Below are 15,480 nucleotides of genomic sequence, written 5' to 3' on the forward strand. Positions count from 1 at the left end.
CCAGCCGCTTGGTGGGGTTGCGGTGGCAGACGGGCCGGGGGTGTTCCACCCGGCGGGTGCGGCGAAGCCCTCGGCGGGGACGGTGCCGTAGGGCGGCTGATGCGGCGGCGCCGACGGCCAGCCGGGAACGGGCCCCCCGGCGGATGGCTGTACGCGTCGAACCGGCGGCAGCCACGGCTCAGGGGTCAGAGGCACCTCGGCGGCGCCGGGACTCGGCGCGGCGATCAGGCCGCTCGGCGGTACCCGCCGACCCGGAGGCGACGTGGGTTCGTCGTCCTGACCGGGTTCGTCCGCGACCCAGGGCAAGATGTTGATGCGCTGCCTGCGGCCCCGGCCGGAGGTCTCATCGGTCTCGCTCACCTACACGACCCCCTTCGATCTGGCACTCACGAACGGTAGAGCGCGGACCGTCGCGCCCGTGGGCGTTTGGTGAAATCCGGTCACGGCTCGCCCACCTGGGACTCAGCGGAGTCCACCGTGACCAGCCAGCGGCCGTCGAACTGGCGTTCCAGCACCAGGTACCGGTTGTGGACCGAGGTGAACCGCCGGTCCTCGGGCTCGGCTGCGCCGTCGGTCACCTCAGCCGACCGGTACCCGACCCGATAGCCGCGCCGGGTGTCCGTCGGCTCGCCCGCCACCTGGTCCACCGACGTCACCGTCGCCGTGCTGCGCCGGCCGGTGGGCGGTGTCGTCAGCGGCAGCACGCCGACCTCGTTCGGCGGGCTGCCCGGGGCCGCGTACGGGGTGCCACGCCGGTTCGTTCGTCCCGCATCACTGCCCCGCACGCTGTAGCCGGCGACGACATAGGCGCGTGCCACCGCGCGCGGGTCGGTGAAGTCGACCGAGGCGTCCGGCGGTGCCGGCGCCGCACCCGGACCGACCGGTGCCGCGTTCAGCATGTCCCGCTCGGCCGGGCTGAACATCGCCCCGCCCGGATCGGGCCGCGACGACGCGCCACCGCCGGCGATCAGCCACCAGATCAGTCCGACCAGCACCGTGCCGGCCACGCCGAGAACCAGGGGAGTCCGGTCGCCGCTCATTGAGCGAAGCTCACGTGGACGTGGTCGTAGTGGCCGCCGGTCGCGTCCTTCACGTTGTAGATCCCGCCTCCGTCGTAGCGCTCGCCCCAGCCGCCCTGGTCGGCATCGCCCGGTTGCCAGTAGCGGCCCTGCCAGATGACGTAGGCGACGTGCAGCTGGCCCGCGTAGCGGCGGAACCAGTTCGCCACCCGCCAGCCTCTGGCCAGTTCCGTCCCGGCGGCGAACTGGCCGCTCGTGCCAGGGAACAGGTCACACGCGCGGCCCTTCGCGTGGTCGCTGCCCGGGTTCCAGGCGTGCGCGTCCCAGCACCCGGCGCTGGCCAGCGTCGGGCCGTGCTGAACGGCTCCGAACGCGGCGACCTGCTGGTCCAGCGCCCACCGGGCGGCCGGGGTCAGGCAGCCCCGGCTGGTCGGGTCCTGTTGGGTGCACCCACCGCCGGCCGGTCCGGCGAACGTCATCGGCGCGGCCGGTAGAGCGGCCGTCGTGACGCCCCCGAGCGTCTCCATGGCGAGCCCGCTACCGACCGACGCGGCCCTGGCGTCCGGCTCGATCCTCGGAACGACATCCGGTGCGGGAACCGGCGGTGGGGCGCTGAACTTCTCGACGAACCGGTGGATGTTGTTCAAGTACCGGTGGATCAACGACACACAGCCACCGCCGCAACCGGCCTCGCCGGGCGCCGGAATCCCGGTCGCGCTGCCGGTCACCCGACCGCAGCCGGCGATGTGGCAGACCAGCATCGCGTCCAGCGGGGACGTGGCCTTGCCGGTGTCGCGCAGGTGCCCGGTGACCGCGCGCAGGTTCGCGCAGACCCACGGGATGCCCACCCGCAGCTGGGTCTCCGGCTGGTAGATGTCCGCGCCCGGCGGCGGTGGCGAACCACCCCAGGCCTGCCCGCCGGCGGCCATCCAGTTGCTCTGGTTGATCTGGTACAGGCCGGCGGCGCCGCCGTTGCTGTCGTTGCTCCAGGCGTGCGGGTTCCAGCTGGACTCGGCCATGACCTCGGCGACCACCCACACCGCGGGCAGCTCGGGGCACTGGTGGTCGAGGACGTCGTTGATCACCGGCAGCATCGACCTGGCCAGCTCCGGCAGCACCTCGGCGTTGACCCCGGACAGCTCCGGTCCGCCGTCGTCGTCCTGCGCGGCACCGATGATGAGCAACACCAGCAGCGCGACCATGCCGAGCGCGACGAGCCCGATCCCCCGAACCATCAGCGCTAACCGGCCGCAGCGAGCGTCGCGGCCAGCCGCCCCGCCTGGTCGGACGCGGCGAACACGCCGTCGGTGTCGTACAGGGCGAGCTCGTTCGGGGTCAGCCGCAGCGACACCGGCAGCCCGATCCGCTCACCCGACTTGATCAGGTACTTGCCCCGTCCAGGGTGCAGCGCACCGCCGACCCATGTGGGAGACGCCGCCCACGAGGTGACCAGCGCCGCCTCACCGTCCGACAGCGGGGTGATCCGGCGCAGCTGGTCCAGCTCCTGCTCCGGCATGCCGCCCAGGATCAGGGTCGCGTTGCGGGCGACCATGCCCCGCGCCTTGGCCCGGTCGGTCGAGGTGGCCAGCGCTTCCAGGTCGTCCATCGAGTGCGTGATCTGGAACGAGATGACACCCCGGTGCCGGTTCAACCTGGTGATCCGGTCGGACCGTTCGACGAGGCCGGGCGCGACGCGCAGCGCGCGCCACAGCTCGTCCTGTACGACCGCCACGGTGCGCTGCGGGCGGTCCGGGTGCCGCTGGACGCGCGCGCCGTCGATCACTGCGGTGGACCAGGCCCACGAGCACAGCATGCCGGCGGCGAGCGCGTCGTCGTCATCGTCGTCGAGTGCGGACAGGTCGAGTGACAGCGCCGGGGTGTCGAGGTCCGAGGTGACCGTGGACTGGCGGTCGAAGATGCCCCTGATCGTGCCGTCGCACAGCAGCGCCAGGGTGTTGACCAGCTCGCGGACCGCCCGGTGGTAGCCGGGGACGTCGGGGCTGGCCGCGATCGAACGCAGCTGCTCGCTGCCCTCGCCGAGCGCCCGCAGCACGTCCGGGACCAGCGGCTCGGCCGGCGTCGCGGAGTACTCGCCCGCTCGGACGGCGGCGTCCAGCGCGCAGCCAAGCAGCCGCCGTTCGGTCACGTCGACGTCACCTCGACGCACGATCGAGACCAGCGCCTCCAGCAACGTCAACCGCCGCACCCGGACCGTCTCGGCGAGCTGCTCACGCGCCGAACCGACCGCGGCGGCCAGTTCGGCCCGCAGCGGACCCGAGTCCAGCGGGTTGAGCGAGTGCAGGCCACGACCGACCCGCCACACCGACCCGCCGAGCGCCTCCACCAGATGGCTGTACTCACCCTTGACGTCGCCGGGGACCACCGCGGCGCCGCCGAAGGCGACCAGCCCGGTGATCATCCGCTTGATGATCGCCGACTTGCCGATACCGGGCTGGCCCTGCACCCACACTCCGGTGTTGGACACCAGCCCCTGCCGCAGCCACTCGGCCGGGTCGAGACCGACCGGTTCAGCGGTCAGCAGGTGCCTGCCGATCGGCACGCCACGCACCGAGGTCCCGGAGCTGACCGCGAACGGGAACAGCCCGCACAGCTGGCTGCTCGTGCCCGCGTACAGCTCACCGCCCTCGACGTGCGGCGCCCGTCCGCCACCGGCCACCGGCCAGCCCCACGCCCGGGGAACAGGCCGCCCGAACACACTCTGGTAGTCGATCACGCCCCACCTCCAACCCGTGAGTGAGTTGGGCTGCCCTGGCAGCCCAACTCACTCACGGGTTGTGACCTGGGGTTTCGTCGGACGGACGGTGGCGTCATCTGCCTCGTCCTCTCGTGGCGAGCTCGTTCGGGTTCAGGCCGACGCCGAGGCCCGCGGCGAACCCGGTGGACTGCGCGCCCCACATGCGACGCAGCCGCAGCTTGGCGGCGCCGGCGCGCTGCTCGACGTCGGCGACCGCGGCGGGCAGCTCCTCGGGGTCGGTCACGGTGGTCGTCACGTAGACGGTGAGCCGACCGACGCCCGCGCCCTCGGCCTCCTCGCGCGCCGCCTGCATCGCGCGTTCCCGGTCGTCGCGTTCGCGCTGGGTCTCGTCCCGGCGGGTGCGCTGTGACCAGGCCTGCCGGATCTGACCGGCGTTGATCTCGCTCTCCACCCGCGCGGCGGCCTGGTCGGCCGGGTAGGGCTGGTACAGCAGGCTGACCCGGCGCGGATACGGCCCCGGCGCCAGCAACGGCACCAGCACCCGCGAGCTGACCGCCTGGCGCGGCGCCTCCCGCAGTGCCCAGGACACCGAGAGCCCCGAGTCGTGCTGGTAGCAGTCCCACAGTTCCTGCGCGGCGACCGGCGCGGCCTGCGCCCACTGCCGCAGCTGCTGCTGCTCGCCCTGCCGGGCGATCGCCTCGCGGGCCACTGGGTCGAACGCGGAACGGACCCGCGCGGTCAGCCCGGACACCGACTCTCGGCCGAGCACCGCGACACCGCACGCGGACAGACCGGCCTCCAGCCCGGGCAACCAGCGGGTGACCTCGGCGACCGAGGCCAGCAGGTCCCTCGGCCGCGGCGCCGCACGGTTGGGGTCGAGCGTGATGGTGACCCGGCAGTCGGTCTGCGCCGAGGTCGTGGGGGTGAGCTCGATCAGCTCGGTCATCATGTCCCGGGCCAGCGGCGGCGCGTCGGGGGACATGCGGGCCCGCAGGTAGTCGGTGTCGGCGAGACCGCCGGGCGCGGTGTCGACGGTGACCGCGATGTGCCGGATCACCGGCCGGTGCCCCAGGTCGGCGAGCCAGGCACCCCAGCAGGCCACCCACTCGTCGGCGCTCGCCCGGTCCGCGAGGTCCAGGCCGGCCGGCGCGGACCGCAGCACGGCGGACAGGGTGCCGGTGCTCCGGTCGAGCACCAGGCACTGCCGGCCACCCCGGCCGTCCTCGGTGTCCAGCGCGACCAGCGGCGCCATGACCCCGGGTAGGTCGTGCATCCGCGGATGCTCGGTGATGAGCCCGCCGGACAGCTCCGTCCAACCCTTCGCACGTGCGCTGCTGAACCGGAACCGCCTGGTCATCGCCTCGACCGCGGTCGAGCCGTTCACCCGGACCGTCACCCCGACCACGACGATCACCGAGACCAGCGCCAGCGCCAGGGCGGCCCGTGGGGCGAACGAGGCGATCAGCACCGGAGCCAGCACCGCGACGAACACGATGACCGTCTGGCCGGTACCCAGCGCGCCGACGCCCCAGCCGCGCTCGGCACGCCAATGCCCGTAGAGCCGGGGTTCCTCGGCGGTCATCGGTCTCCTCGGGGTGGTCCGCTCGGGTACAGGGGTCGTGCTCGTCGCGCTATCGGGGCCGGTTGCCAGGGCGCCGGCGGCTCCTCCGCGCGATGCGTTCCGGTGACCGGCGTGCGGGCGCCGGTGATCAACCGGTGTGACGTGCCGGGGCCGGAGTTCTCCATCAGCGTGGCCAGCCGCACCGAGGACGACGTCGAGCCGCGCGCGGTCAACCGGACGGCGCCGAGCGCACCCGCCATCGCGTCGGGTGAGACACCACCGGCAGCGATCCGGACCGACGACCAGGACAGCAGCCGCAGCGAGATCGGCAGCGCCGCCACACCCAGCGCGAGCACCACGATCCCGGTCAGTACGGTGCCCACACCCGCGCCTCCCGGTTCGGCCAGCTGCCTGAGGTACTGCTCGCCGACCGCGTGGATCAGCGCCGCCGCCGGCTTGTAGACGACGAGCGCGAACGCCCACGGCATCAGCCGCGACAGCCAGCCCCGGGTGCTCGCGGTGAGCGAACCGGCGGCGGCGAGCGGGAGCGTGGCCGCAACCGCGAGCAGCCCGATCTGACGCAGCGCCATCGCCATCCACTGCGCGGCCGCGAGCAGCAACACCGCGACGGACAGCAGCAGCGTCAGGAACGGCTCGCTCATGCCACCCCGGCGCGCGGTGAGCGCCTCGCGCATCGTCGTGCCGAAGTCGACGGCGCTCGACCCGAGCAGGCTCGTCGCCAGTACGTCGCCGGCCCACAGCGCGCCCTGCAGCACGGTGATCCCGAGCGCCGCGGCGACCGCGAACCGGAACAGCCCGCCGACCACCGCGAACAGCGGCTCACCCTTGCGCATCATGATGATCCGGATCGACTGGACCAGCACCGACGCGGTGAGCAGGAGCAGCAACAACGGCCGCAACGCGTTCTGCGCACCGAGCACGGCCGGGGTGAGCAGCGTGCTGCTGGGCACCGTCCACCAGGTGCTCGCATCGCCGACGAGCGCGGCCGCCGCTCGGGCCGCCGACTCCACGATCGCGACGAACGACTGTCCCGGCTCCGCCGCCGCGAGTACGAGCGCCATGCTCACTGTGCACCGACCGAGGCGACCACGAGCGTGGCCGGCGCCGAGCAGTCGAGCACCCGGACCGAACCGGTGAGGCCTTCCCCTGCGAACCCGCCGCGCCGGCGCCTGCCGATCACGATCATGCCGGGGCACAGCGTCCCGGCGACGAGCGCGCGCCACCCCAGGAACTGGGTGGCCGGCTCACCGAGGCCGGGTGGGGCCTGGGGCGGTGGGGTGTGCATCAGGAACCTCCGAGACCGACCGAGGCGGCACCGCCCGCGACCAGGTCGAAATGGGAGAGTCCGCCGAGCGGTTGCGGCCCGGTGCCGGGGCCGGGGCTGCCGATGGGCCCGCTGATCGGGCCGGGGTCGTGGCTCATGCCGGGGAAGGTGTGCGGACCGGTCGTCCGGTTGAGCGGCGGCGAGGTGTGCGGGCCACCCGGCCGCTCGACACCGGTCCGCAGCATTCCGGAGCGCAGCACCGTCTCGGCGATCGCGGCGATGCCCTCGCCGTAACCGCGCAGGCCCCGCGGCAGCTGGTCGATCGAGCATTCGGAGAGCCGGGCCGCCTCGGCCAGCGGATCGGCCTGTTCCCGCCAGTGCACGACGTAGGGCAGCACGATCAGCCCGGCCACCTGCGGCTCGACCATCCGGATCCGGGCACGCAACGGACCACGTAGCGGACCCGGCAGGTCGGCGTTGACCACCAGCACCGGACGCTGCCGACCGTTCTCCACCAGCCAGGTGACCGCCGAGGCCGCCGCGTGCAGTGACATCCCGGTCGAGCGGCAGACCAGCACCTCGACACCCTCGTCGGCGGCACGACCCCGGTCGTAGCCGCGTAGCGCGGTGGCGACGGTTGTCGTGCCCACGCCGCCCGCGATGCCGGCGACCCTCGGCGCGCGCAGAGCACTCACCTGGCGTCCCCGGGTGTCGCGGCGACCTTGCTCTTGGCTGTCGTCCGAGAGGCGCGCGTCCTGGTGGTGGCCTTCTTCGTGCGCGGCGTGGGGGCTTCCTCAGCGGTCGCGGTGTCGGTGGGCAGGGCGTCGCCCGGCGTGATGTCGACGGGTGGTGGCGGTGCCACCGGCTTCGCGGTGGACGGCGCGGAATCCTCGTCGAGGTCGTCCTCGGGGGCATCGCCCAACTGCTCGTCCCAGGTGTCCACCACGAGACGGCCCTGATCACGGATCACCGGCACGGCCAGCCGGACCCAGTAGGAGTCGAGGCTCTTCCAGCCGCGCGCGGTCGGCGCCGGGGCGACCGCGGGCACACCGGCGACCTCCATCTGGTCCTCCGGGTCGGACGCCGGCTCGGCCGACTGCCCGACCGCCCGGTACGGCGTGATCCGCACCCGGACGTCGACGATCAACCGGCCCTCGCCGTCCGGCCGGACCGCCCCGGGCAGCGCGAACTCCGACCGTTGCCTGCCACGGCCCGACCAGCCGAGCAGCGACGCGTCGCCGACCACGTCCGAGGGCAGGTACTGCATCAGCACGACACCTCGACGGGTCGGGTTGGACTCGTCCCAGGACAGGTAGTCGGCGGCGAACGCACCGGCGAGCGCGGCGGCCTCCATCGCCTCCGCCATGATCGTGAGCCCCAGCCCGATCGGCTGCTGTGCCGGGATGCCGACGGCCTGTGCGGTCACCGCGTCCCGCTGCCCGGAGTCCAGCTGCCCGACCGGCGGCTGCGCGAGTGGCCGCTGCCCGGAGTCCGGTTGCCCGATCGATGGCTGCCCGACCGGCGGTTGTCCGATTGATGGTTGCCCGATCGATGGCTGCGCGAGTGGCTGCTGCCCGGAGTCCGGCAGCCCAACTGGCGGCTGCCCAACTGGCGGCTGCCCAACTGGCGGCTGCACGGCCGGCTGCCCGGAGTCTGGCTGTCCGATCGATGGCTGTCCGATCGATGGCTGCGCGAGTGGCGGCTGCCCGGAGTCCGGTTGCGCGATCGATGGTTGCCCGACCGGCGGTTGTCCGATTGATGGTTGCCCGACCGATGGCTGCGCGAGTGGCGGCTGCCCGGCCGATGGCTGCGCCGTCGCTGGTTGCGCGGAGGGAGGCTGCGCGACAGTCGGAGGGGCGGTGAGCGCGGATGGCCGCGCGCTCTGCGCCGGTGGCGCTGGGATCGGGTACTCCACCGGCATGATCGGCGCGGCCGTCTCGGCGGACCTGCGAGGTCGAGAGATACGTCCGCGATCGCCGCGCGGGCCTGGGGTGTCGCGGTCCGGTGCGGGCGGGGCACCCCAGGACTCGGCCTCCAGCATGTCGTCCGACGGGGTGCCCACCGGCCCGAAGCGGGCGAACTCGTCCTGGATGCTCTGTTCGTCGTGGGTCAGCAGCGGCATCCGCTCGGTCCCCGCCGGGTCGCCCGCCGAGGGCTGCCCGGGGAACGCGAGGTTGTCGGGCTGACCGGGCGCCCAGCCGGGGCCGCCGTTGTGCGCGGAACTCGGGAACTGCCCGCCGGGCGGCAGCGGCATCCCCCAGTCGTCGACCGGGTGCCGGCGGCCCGGCTCGGCCGGGAACGCGGGCCACCCGCCGAAGGGATCCGAGGTGGGCAGCGGCGGAGGCTCGGCGCCCTGACCGTCGGGCGGAGTCCACCACGCGCTCGACGCCGGTGGCCGAGGAGAGGCATCTTCCCGTCTGCGGCGGAACATGGCAGCCTCCTCACGGTCGCGGGCGTGGGCGAACCTCCCCCGCGCAAGTTATAACAAAGCTGCGCCAGGCATTTCGCCCACTGTGCGTGATCAGAATCGGACTTCGGCGATACGTTCCGTAACGGGAACCGGTCCAGCTGACTATATGGACGAGGTCGCGGCCCTACCGGTGAAACAGCTCAGACCATTTGCAATCGCGAACGTTCACTGGCCCCAGCACTCCAGCCCACATGGCACGAATGTGGCTTTAGGGACATCCAACGTCCCTAAAGCCACATTCGTGCCGCGGGGTCCGGCGGATCGGCGCCGAAACGGTCACCTGGAATGTGATCTTGGTGTTGGGTTGGGCCATGCGCGCTGGGGAGTGGGCCGTGGAACCGAACCTGTTACGTGACGCCGCGCCACATGGCGTGTTGCGGGCCGTCGACCTGGAAGAGCTAGGGGTGCCCAGGCGATCGATCTATCGACGCTGCCGGGACAACGGGCCGTGGCAGCGCCTGCTGCCGGGTGTGATCATGCTGCACAGCGGACCGCCGACGCCATCGCAGCGACTCGCGGCCGCGCTGATCTACGGTGGGCCGGACTCGATGGTGACGGGTCTGCAGGCATGTCGGCGCTACGGCGTCAGCCGGGGACCGGCGCCACAGCCGACCGTGCTGTTGCTCGTCCCGAACTCGAGGCAGATGCGCGCGTCGGAGTTCGTCCGGCTCGAACGAACCCTGCGGCTGCCCGCGGCGACGGTCATGGACGGCCTCCGGTTCGCGCCCGCGGCGAGGGCCTGTCTCGACGCCGCACGTCGTGTGCGGGATCCACGTCAGGTGACCGAGTTGCTCGCGGATGCGATCCGTCGAGAGTTGTGCACGGTCGCCGAGCTGGCGGTCGAGCTCGCGGCCGGTGGTCAACGGGGCTCCGCGACGCCGAGGAGTGTCCTGGCAGACCTCGGAGCCGGCGTGCGCTCGGTCGCCGAAGTGGATGCGAAGACGCTCTGGTCCGGCACGGGCCTGCCCGAACCGGTGTGGAACGCACCCGTATACAACGTGCACGGTCAACTACTTGCGGTGGTCGACGCCTGGTTCGAGGATGTGGCACTGGCCTGGGAGATCGAGTCCATCGACTACCACGTCGCGCCCGGCGACTTCGCGCGCACGATGCGCCGGACCTCCCGGCTCGTCGCCGAGGGCGCGACGGTCCTGCCGAGCCTGCCGACCCAGCTGCGCCACGAACGGGCGGCGGTGGCCCGGCAGCTCGTGGAGGCCTACCGCGCAGCGGCGCGCCGTCCCCGCCCGCCGCTGCACACCAACACCACCCGCATCCCCAGCCCCCGCCAACCACAGCAACCCGCGGCACGAATGTGGCTTTAGGGACGTTCAACGTCCCTAAAGCCACATTCGTGCCATGTGGGGGTGGGGTGGGGCGGCGGGTGGTCTGGGGTCAGACGGGGATGTCCCAGGTGTGGACGGGGGCGTTGTTCGTCATGCCGTCCAGGTAGCGCTCCAGCATTCCGCGCAGTGCCGTTTGGCGGTCCGCTCCTCTTCGTTGCAGGGCCGCGACCGTTCTGATCTGCCAGTTCGAACCCGTGCACTTGTGGATGCAACGCTGCTCGATGACGTCCAGGTAGCGCGCCGAGATCGCGTCCGCGACGCCCCAGTGGGCCAGTCCCTCGGCCGCCATCGGGAGCAACCGGCGCAGCACCAGCTGGTCGGGGGCCACCCAGCCCTCGTCCGGCCAGTACAGCGTTGCCGCCATGCCGTCACGCGCGGCGAGCATGAAGTTCTCCTCGGCCGCCGAGAACGGCATCCCGGCCCACAGCGGCTCCTCCTGCTCGGTGAGCACCCGCAGCAGGCCGTAGAAGAACATCGCGTTGGCGACCATGTCGACGGCCGTCGGACCGGCCGGCAGCACCCTGTTCTCCACCCGCAGGTGCGGCTGCCCGTCCGCCACGTCGTAGATCGGCCGGTTCCACCGCCAGATCGTGCCGTTGTGCAGCCGCAGCTCCTCGAGCGTCGGCACCCGGCCCTCGGCGAGCTCGACCTGCGGATCCTGGTTCTCCGCGACCGGCAGCAGCCCGGGGAAGTACCGCACGTTCTCCTCGAACAGCTCGAAGATCGAGGAGATCCAGCGCTCGCCGAACCACACCCGGGGCCGGACGCCCTGGTTACGCAGCTCGATCGACCGCACGTCGGTGGCCTGCAGGAACAACGGCACCCGCGTCTCCGCCCACAGCCTGCGCCCGAGCAGGAACGGTGAGTTGGCCCCGACCGCGAGCTGCACACCGGCGACGCACTGCGCGGCGTTCCAGTGCGCGGCGAACGTCTCCGGCGGAACCTGCAGGTGCAGCTGGAGCGAGGTGCACGCGGCTTCCGGTGCGATCGAGTCGAAGTCCATGTGGAGCCGCTCGATCGGTTCCTTGGCCAGGTTGTCGTCCAGGCCATCGCCCGCCGGCTCGTCGGGGCCGTAGCCGCCCTCGTCGATGTCGAGCCGCACCGGCTCGCCCCTGGTGGAAAGAATTTGTTCGTTGAGGGTTTGAAACCGGTTGATCGGGGATAGTAAATCTGGGACCAGATGATCCTCGGTAAGGGTAGGCAGGATTCCTATCGACAGCACACGAGCCTGAACCGACTCGGCCTGCTTCTCGATCTCGGCGAACAGATCGAGCAGGTGGTTCTCCAGATAGCGACCCTGCTCCCCGGGTAACGAACGAGGCGGCAGGTTCAGCTCGACGTTCCACCTGCCGAGCTCCGAGGTGAGCTCGGGAGAGTCGACGCCGTCCAGCACGGTCATGTTGCGCATGGCCGGGCCGAGATGGTGATCAACCAGGTTGAGTTCGACCTCGAGCCCGATGGTGGCCTCGACGTCCGCCGCGAACGCGCCTTCTCGCAACATGGTCGCCAGCGCGTTCAGACAACGATGAACCCTGCCCCGGTACTGCTGTCGCTCGTGACGGGTGAACGATCGACGGGCCACGTCTTGGCCCACGCGGCCCTCCTCATCTCGGCGTTCCCAGCCGCTTGTCTTGCCGGAATCGGGCGGGCTTTTCACCGTTTCATACTGTCTGCCAACCCGCTACGGCTGACCGGATGAGAAGCACGACACCTTACCCTGTTGACGGGCTCTCAAGGCCCTTCGAGGTACAACTCCGATGCGGGCGTTGTAGTTCCGTAACCTGAGGTCGATCTCGATAAGGCCTGGTAGAGCTGCGACGATGCTCGGTGTGGCGCATCTGATCACCGTTCGGGACCCCGCTGATCCCCGGCTCGACGACTTCCGCGATCTCACCACGGCGGACCGCAGGCCGGACCGTCCCGGCGGCCGAGGTCTGGTGATCGCGGAAGGTGTTGTGGTAGTGCGCAGACTGATCGATTCGCCCTACCCGGTGCGCGCGCTTCTCGGCGTGCCGGCGCGGCTCGCGGATCTTTCCGAGGATCTCGCCGATCAGGACGTGCCGGTCTATTCGGTGACCGCGCAGCTGATGGCCGAGGTGGTCGGATTCCACCTGAACCGGGGTGTGCTGGCGGTCGCGGACCGGGCGGCACCGGTCGATGTCCCCCGGCTGATCGAGAACGCGAGAGTGCTGGCCGTGCTGGAGGCGGTCAACGACCACGAGAACCTCGGCGCGCTCTTCCGCAACGCCGCCGCGTTCGGGATCGACGGTGTGCTCCTGGGGCCGCGCTGCGCCGATCCGCTGTACCGCCGCAGCGTGCGGGTCTCGATGGGGCACGTGCTGCGGGTGCCGTTCGGTGAGCTGCCCGGCCCGTGGCCGGACTCGCTGCGCACCCTGAGGGCGGCGGGCCTGCGGACACTCGCCCTCACCCCACGCCCGGACGCGGTGCCGCTGTCCAAGGCGGACCTGGCCGGTGCCCGGGTCGCGGTCCTGCTGGGCGCCGAGGGCCCCGGACTGACCGACGAGGCACTCGAGGCGGCAGGGGAGTGGCTGCGCATCCCGATGGCCACCGGTGTCGACTCGCTCAACGTGGCCACCGCCGCCGCGGTCACCTTCCATGCGGCGCTGCCACTAGTGTGACGGGTGTGCGGCTGACGGCATCCGGGGGAACGGCGCTGCTGGGCGGCCGTCCGCTCGACGCCGAGGTGGAGGAGTCCGAGGGCCTGCCCACCGAGGTGAGCCATGCGCTGCGGCAATGGGCCTGGGTCGCCGGCCAGGTGGCCGACGCCGGTGAGGAATCGTCCGCCCGCGAGGTGCCCCTGGAGGACGCCGAGGCGATCGCCCACCGAGGCCAGCAGCTCGCGGCACTGGTCGCCGCGGTCCGGGGTGAGTCGGTGGAGTACGTCGACCCGATCAGCGGCGACGCGCTCCCGATCGGTCCGGACCAGTGGCAGGACGACGACGAGGAACCGACCCCGTGGGCGACCGGCCTGACCGCGGCCGGGTTCGTGGCGCTGGTGATGCTGGGCCTGGACCTGGCGCTGACCGGTGCACTGCGCACGGCGTACGGCTGGATCTGGATCCCGGCGAACGTGCTGGTGGGGATCGGCCTGGCGCCCACGATCCTGCTGCTGAGCAGGCTCCGCTTCTGGCGCTGGATCAGCTACGGCACCACAGTGGGCCTGACACTGGCATGGCTAGGCCTGATCACCACCACCCTGTAACCCTCCCTCGTGAGTGATGAGGGCGTCTACCGCGAAGCGGCGCCGAAGGCGTAGCCGGAGTGGGCACTCACGACAGCTTTACCGTCGTGAGGGTCCAGTCCGGCTATAGGCGCCCTCATCACTCACGAGGACCCCGAGGCTGTGCACTCTGTGCACGCGGTCGGGACCACGGCCGTCGTACCCGGCTTGGCCCGTGCCCGGCTTCAAGGCATCTCGGCTTCGCCGTCGACTCGTGAGTGGCAAGGGCGCCTATAGGCGCCCGGATCACTCACGACGAAAAGCGTGTCGTGAGTGCTCCGAGCGCCTACGCCTTCGGCGCCCCTTCGGGGTAGACGTCCTTGCCACTCACGAAGGGGGGCGGGTTAGTTTCGTTGGGATTTCACGCCTAACAGGACGTCTTCCCAGGACGGCATGACCGGCTTGGTCTTGCGGCCGCCTCGCTTCGCTGGCGAGTCGTCCTCGGCAGCCGACTCGGTCTTACCGCTGGTCGCGCCCCGGCCGGTGGTGGTCTTGGTGGCTCGCCTGCCGGCGTCGGTGCCGGTGGCGCGCTTCGGATCGGACGGCGCGACCCTCGGCTCCTCGACGGGCTCCTCGGTGCCGTCCGCGTCGGACTTGTTGAAGTCGACTACGGGTCCGACCCGACGCGGCAGCCGGGACACCTGGCCGTCGACGAGGTCGACCGCGTGCTCGTTCAGCGCGCTCACCGTGCCGCCGTGCGATCCGGGGTGGTAGCCCCAGCGCGCGGTGATGTCGGACCGGCCGACCTTCCAGCTCAGCGTGACGACCCATTTGTGGTCCTCACCGCGCCAGGCGTCCCATTCGGCCTCGGTGTACTCCTGACCGCGCAGGCCGAACGTGTGCGCGACGACCTCGCCGAGGGTGCGCAGGTCGGGACCGTCGTCGCGGACCGGGTGCGCGTCGCGGGCCATGCCGGCGATCTGGGACCGTTCCAGCAGGACGGGGTAGGCGAACCGTTCGATGCGTTGGTGCGTCACCCCGGCGGCCGCTGCCACCTGTTCCACGGACGCGCCTGCCCGGATACGGGCCTGGATTTCACGTGGTCGCAACTGGCTCTCCAACTCCATCGACATCTGTCCGAGTCGTTGGACGTCGCCGCGCGCGGCGGCCCGCAGCCGTTCATCGGCCGGGACGGTGAAACGCTCGCGCCGATCGGGGTCTTCGAGGATGACAACGCCTTCCTCGTCATATCCCACGACCCGCAGCGCGCGCATCAAACCCTCCGCTCGCCCCTACGCTCGTCCGAGTGACGATAGTGGCCCTGACCTCCCGTTCCGGGGAGGCGCGCCGCCACCGGGTGACGAGCTGACTCGGCAGAGTGTAGTCATCGGACCGTCGGACGCCAGCCGCGAAAGCTCGCCGTTCGGCGTGTGCGAAGGTCACGGTGGCCGCTTCGGGCCGGTTCGAGTTCCGCACCCGGAGCGCGCTGTCGGTGATCAGCGTCTCGACACACTCGGTGGCGTCGTCCGAGTGGCGCGGCGTGAACCAGCGGCAGGACGGGCTCGGGTATCACCCACAAGTGCCCCGTAAGTGTCATTTAGTCACCCGGTAAGCGGCGAACGTTATATACGATCCCGAGATACCGTCAGTAGGTCCGACCGGGCGATCAGTCTACAGTCGGGGGTCGAGATGAGCATTGCCGTAGTGGTTCTGACAGCACTAATCGTTGTACCCGCATTCACCGTGCTCGCGGTAGTGGTGGACCGGCGCATGCGGCGTCCGATACGTCAGTCGGTCGGTTGGTGGACACCACCGCCGCCGCGTCGGCACGCGGTGCGCCGGCGCTGAGAAGTCAGTATTGCGCACATGCGTTGCACGGGGTCGGTACCCCGGACCCGCGCTCCC

General features: G+C 71.4%; 13 protein-coding genes and 2 pseudogenes. 3 read left to right on the top strand and 12 right to left on the bottom strand.

Annotated elements, in window-relative coordinates; all coding sequences use genetic code 11:
- The 9 genes and pseudogenes from G406_RS58060 to G406_RS57570 all read right to left on the bottom strand — a co-directional run.
- Positions 1-360, bottom strand: a pseudogene (locus G406_RS58060) (hypothetical protein); the annotation flags it as partial.
- 80 nt (positions 361-440) lie between these two features.
- On the bottom strand, positions 441-1,040 hold the full coding sequence (locus G406_RS0139185; protein WP_037080950.1) for a hypothetical protein: 600 nt from the start codon (positions 1,038-1,040) through the stop codon (positions 441-443).
- Positions 1,037-2,254, bottom strand: a complete 1,218-nt coding sequence (locus G406_RS0139190) for a VldE C-terminal domain-containing protein (RefSeq protein ID WP_028938089.1) — start codon at positions 2,252-2,254, stop codon at positions 1,037-1,039. The genes G406_RS0139185 and G406_RS0139190 overlap by 4 nt, the downstream gene beginning before the upstream one ends.
- Before the next feature lie 5 nt (positions 2,255-2,259).
- Positions 2,260-3,753 carry a P-loop NTPase family protein gene (locus tag G406_RS52635; protein ID WP_051343294.1) on the bottom strand — a complete coding sequence of 498 codons (1,494 nt, stop codon included), beginning with the start codon at positions 3,751-3,753 and terminating at the stop codon, positions 2,260-2,262.
- Positions 3,754-3,847: 94 nt separating this feature from the next.
- Positions 3,848-5,317, bottom strand: a complete 1,470-nt coding sequence (locus tag G406_RS0139200; protein WP_028938090.1) for an SCO6880 family protein — start codon at positions 5,315-5,317, stop codon at positions 3,848-3,850.
- Positions 5,314-6,378, bottom strand: a complete 1,065-nt coding sequence (locus G406_RS0139205; protein ID WP_028938091.1) for a hypothetical protein — start codon at positions 6,376-6,378, stop codon at positions 5,314-5,316. Before G406_RS0139205 ends, G406_RS0139200 begins: the two co-directional genes overlap by 4 nt.
- Positions 6,379-6,380: 2 nt before the next feature.
- Entirely contained in the window at positions 6,381-6,602 is a 222-nt protein-coding gene (locus G406_RS52640; RefSeq protein WP_037080952.1) for a hypothetical protein, read from the bottom strand.
- Positions 6,602-7,276, bottom strand: coding sequence for a hypothetical protein (locus G406_RS55030; protein WP_028938092.1), 675 nt, complete (start codon positions 7,274-7,276; stop codon positions 6,602-6,604). Before G406_RS55030 ends, G406_RS52640 begins: the two co-directional genes overlap by 1 nt.
- Entirely contained in the window at positions 7,273-9,012 is a 1,740-nt protein-coding gene (locus G406_RS57570; protein ID WP_156935389.1) for a hypothetical protein, read from the bottom strand. Before G406_RS57570 ends, G406_RS55030 begins: the two co-directional genes overlap by 4 nt.
- 371 nt (positions 9,013-9,383) lie before the next feature.
- Between G406_RS57570 and G406_RS52650 the strand changes: the two genes are divergently transcribed.
- Positions 9,384-10,373, top strand: a complete 990-nt coding sequence (locus G406_RS52650) for a hypothetical protein (protein WP_156935390.1) — start codon at positions 9,384-9,386, stop codon at positions 10,371-10,373.
- Between the two features lie 70 nt (positions 10,374-10,443).
- Here the strand turns inward: G406_RS52650 and G406_RS0139240 are convergent, their stop codons facing one another.
- Complete coding sequence (locus G406_RS0139240; protein WP_028938096.1) at positions 10,444-11,988, bottom strand: glutamate-cysteine ligase family protein; 1,545 nt, start codon at positions 11,986-11,988, stop codon at positions 10,444-10,446.
- 235 nt (positions 11,989-12,223) lie between these two features.
- Between G406_RS0139240 and G406_RS0139245 the strand changes: the two genes are divergently transcribed.
- Together G406_RS0139245 and G406_RS0139250 are read left to right on the top strand one after the other, a co-directional pair.
- A complete protein-coding gene (locus G406_RS0139245; protein WP_028938097.1) occupies positions 12,224-13,033 on the top strand; it encodes a TrmH family RNA methyltransferase in 810 nt (269 codons plus the stop codon).
- Positions 13,034-13,038: 5 nt separating this feature from the next.
- The gene (locus G406_RS0139250; RefSeq protein ID WP_156935391.1) at positions 13,039-13,617 is read left to right on the top strand and encodes a DUF2537 domain-containing protein; all 579 of its coding nucleotides are present in this window, start codon (positions 13,039-13,041) and stop codon (positions 13,615-13,617) included.
- Positions 13,618-13,979: 362 nt separating this feature from the next.
- Here G406_RS0139250 and sepH read toward each other — a convergent pair whose 3' ends face one another.
- On the bottom strand, positions 13,980-14,849 hold the full coding sequence (gene sepH / locus G406_RS0139255; RefSeq protein WP_028938099.1) for a septation protein SepH: 870 nt from the start codon (positions 14,847-14,849) through the stop codon (positions 13,980-13,982).
- Positions 14,821-15,114: pseudogene (locus G406_RS59910) on the bottom strand (DUF397 domain-containing protein); the annotation flags it as partial. The gene sepH and the pseudogene G406_RS59910, both read right to left, overlap by 29 nt.
- Positions 15,115-15,480: the final 366 nt, after the last annotated feature.

It is taken from the genome of Actinospineispora spinosispora DSM 44797 (genome assembly GCF_000429025.1).
GTDB lineage: Bacteria > Actinomycetota > Actinomycetes > Mycobacteriales > Pseudonocardiaceae > Pseudonocardia > Pseudonocardia spinosispora.

What these genes read in the sequence shown, in the direction of transcription:
- G406_RS0139185 (WP_037080950.1), bottom strand. Translation starts at nt 1,040, where the DNA reads ATGAGCGGCGACCGGACTCCCCTGGTTCTCGGCGTGGCCGGCACGGTG.
- G406_RS0139190 (WP_028938089.1), bottom strand. Translation starts at nt 2,254, where the DNA reads ATGGTTCGGGGGATCGGGCTCGTCGCGCTCGGCATGGTCGCGCTGCTG.
- G406_RS0139200 (WP_028938090.1), bottom strand. Translation starts at nt 5,317, where the DNA reads ATGACCGCCGAGGAACCCCGGCTCTACGGGCATTGGCGTGCCGAGCGC.
- G406_RS0139205 (WP_028938091.1), bottom strand. Translation starts at nt 6,378, where the DNA reads ATGGCGCTCGTACTCGCGGCGGCGGAGCCGGGACAGTCGTTCGTCGCG.
- G406_RS52640 (WP_037080952.1), bottom strand. Translation starts at nt 6,602, where the DNA reads ATGCACACCCCACCGCCCCAGGCCCCACCCGGCCTCGGTGAGCCGGCC.
- G406_RS57570 (WP_156935389.1), bottom strand. Translation starts at nt 9,012, where the DNA reads ATGTTCCGCCGCAGACGGGAAGATGCCTCTCCTCGGCCACCGGCGTCG.
- sepH (WP_028938099.1), bottom strand. Translation starts at nt 14,849, where the DNA reads ATGCGCGCGCTGCGGGTCGTGGGATATGACGAGGAAGGCGTTGTCATC.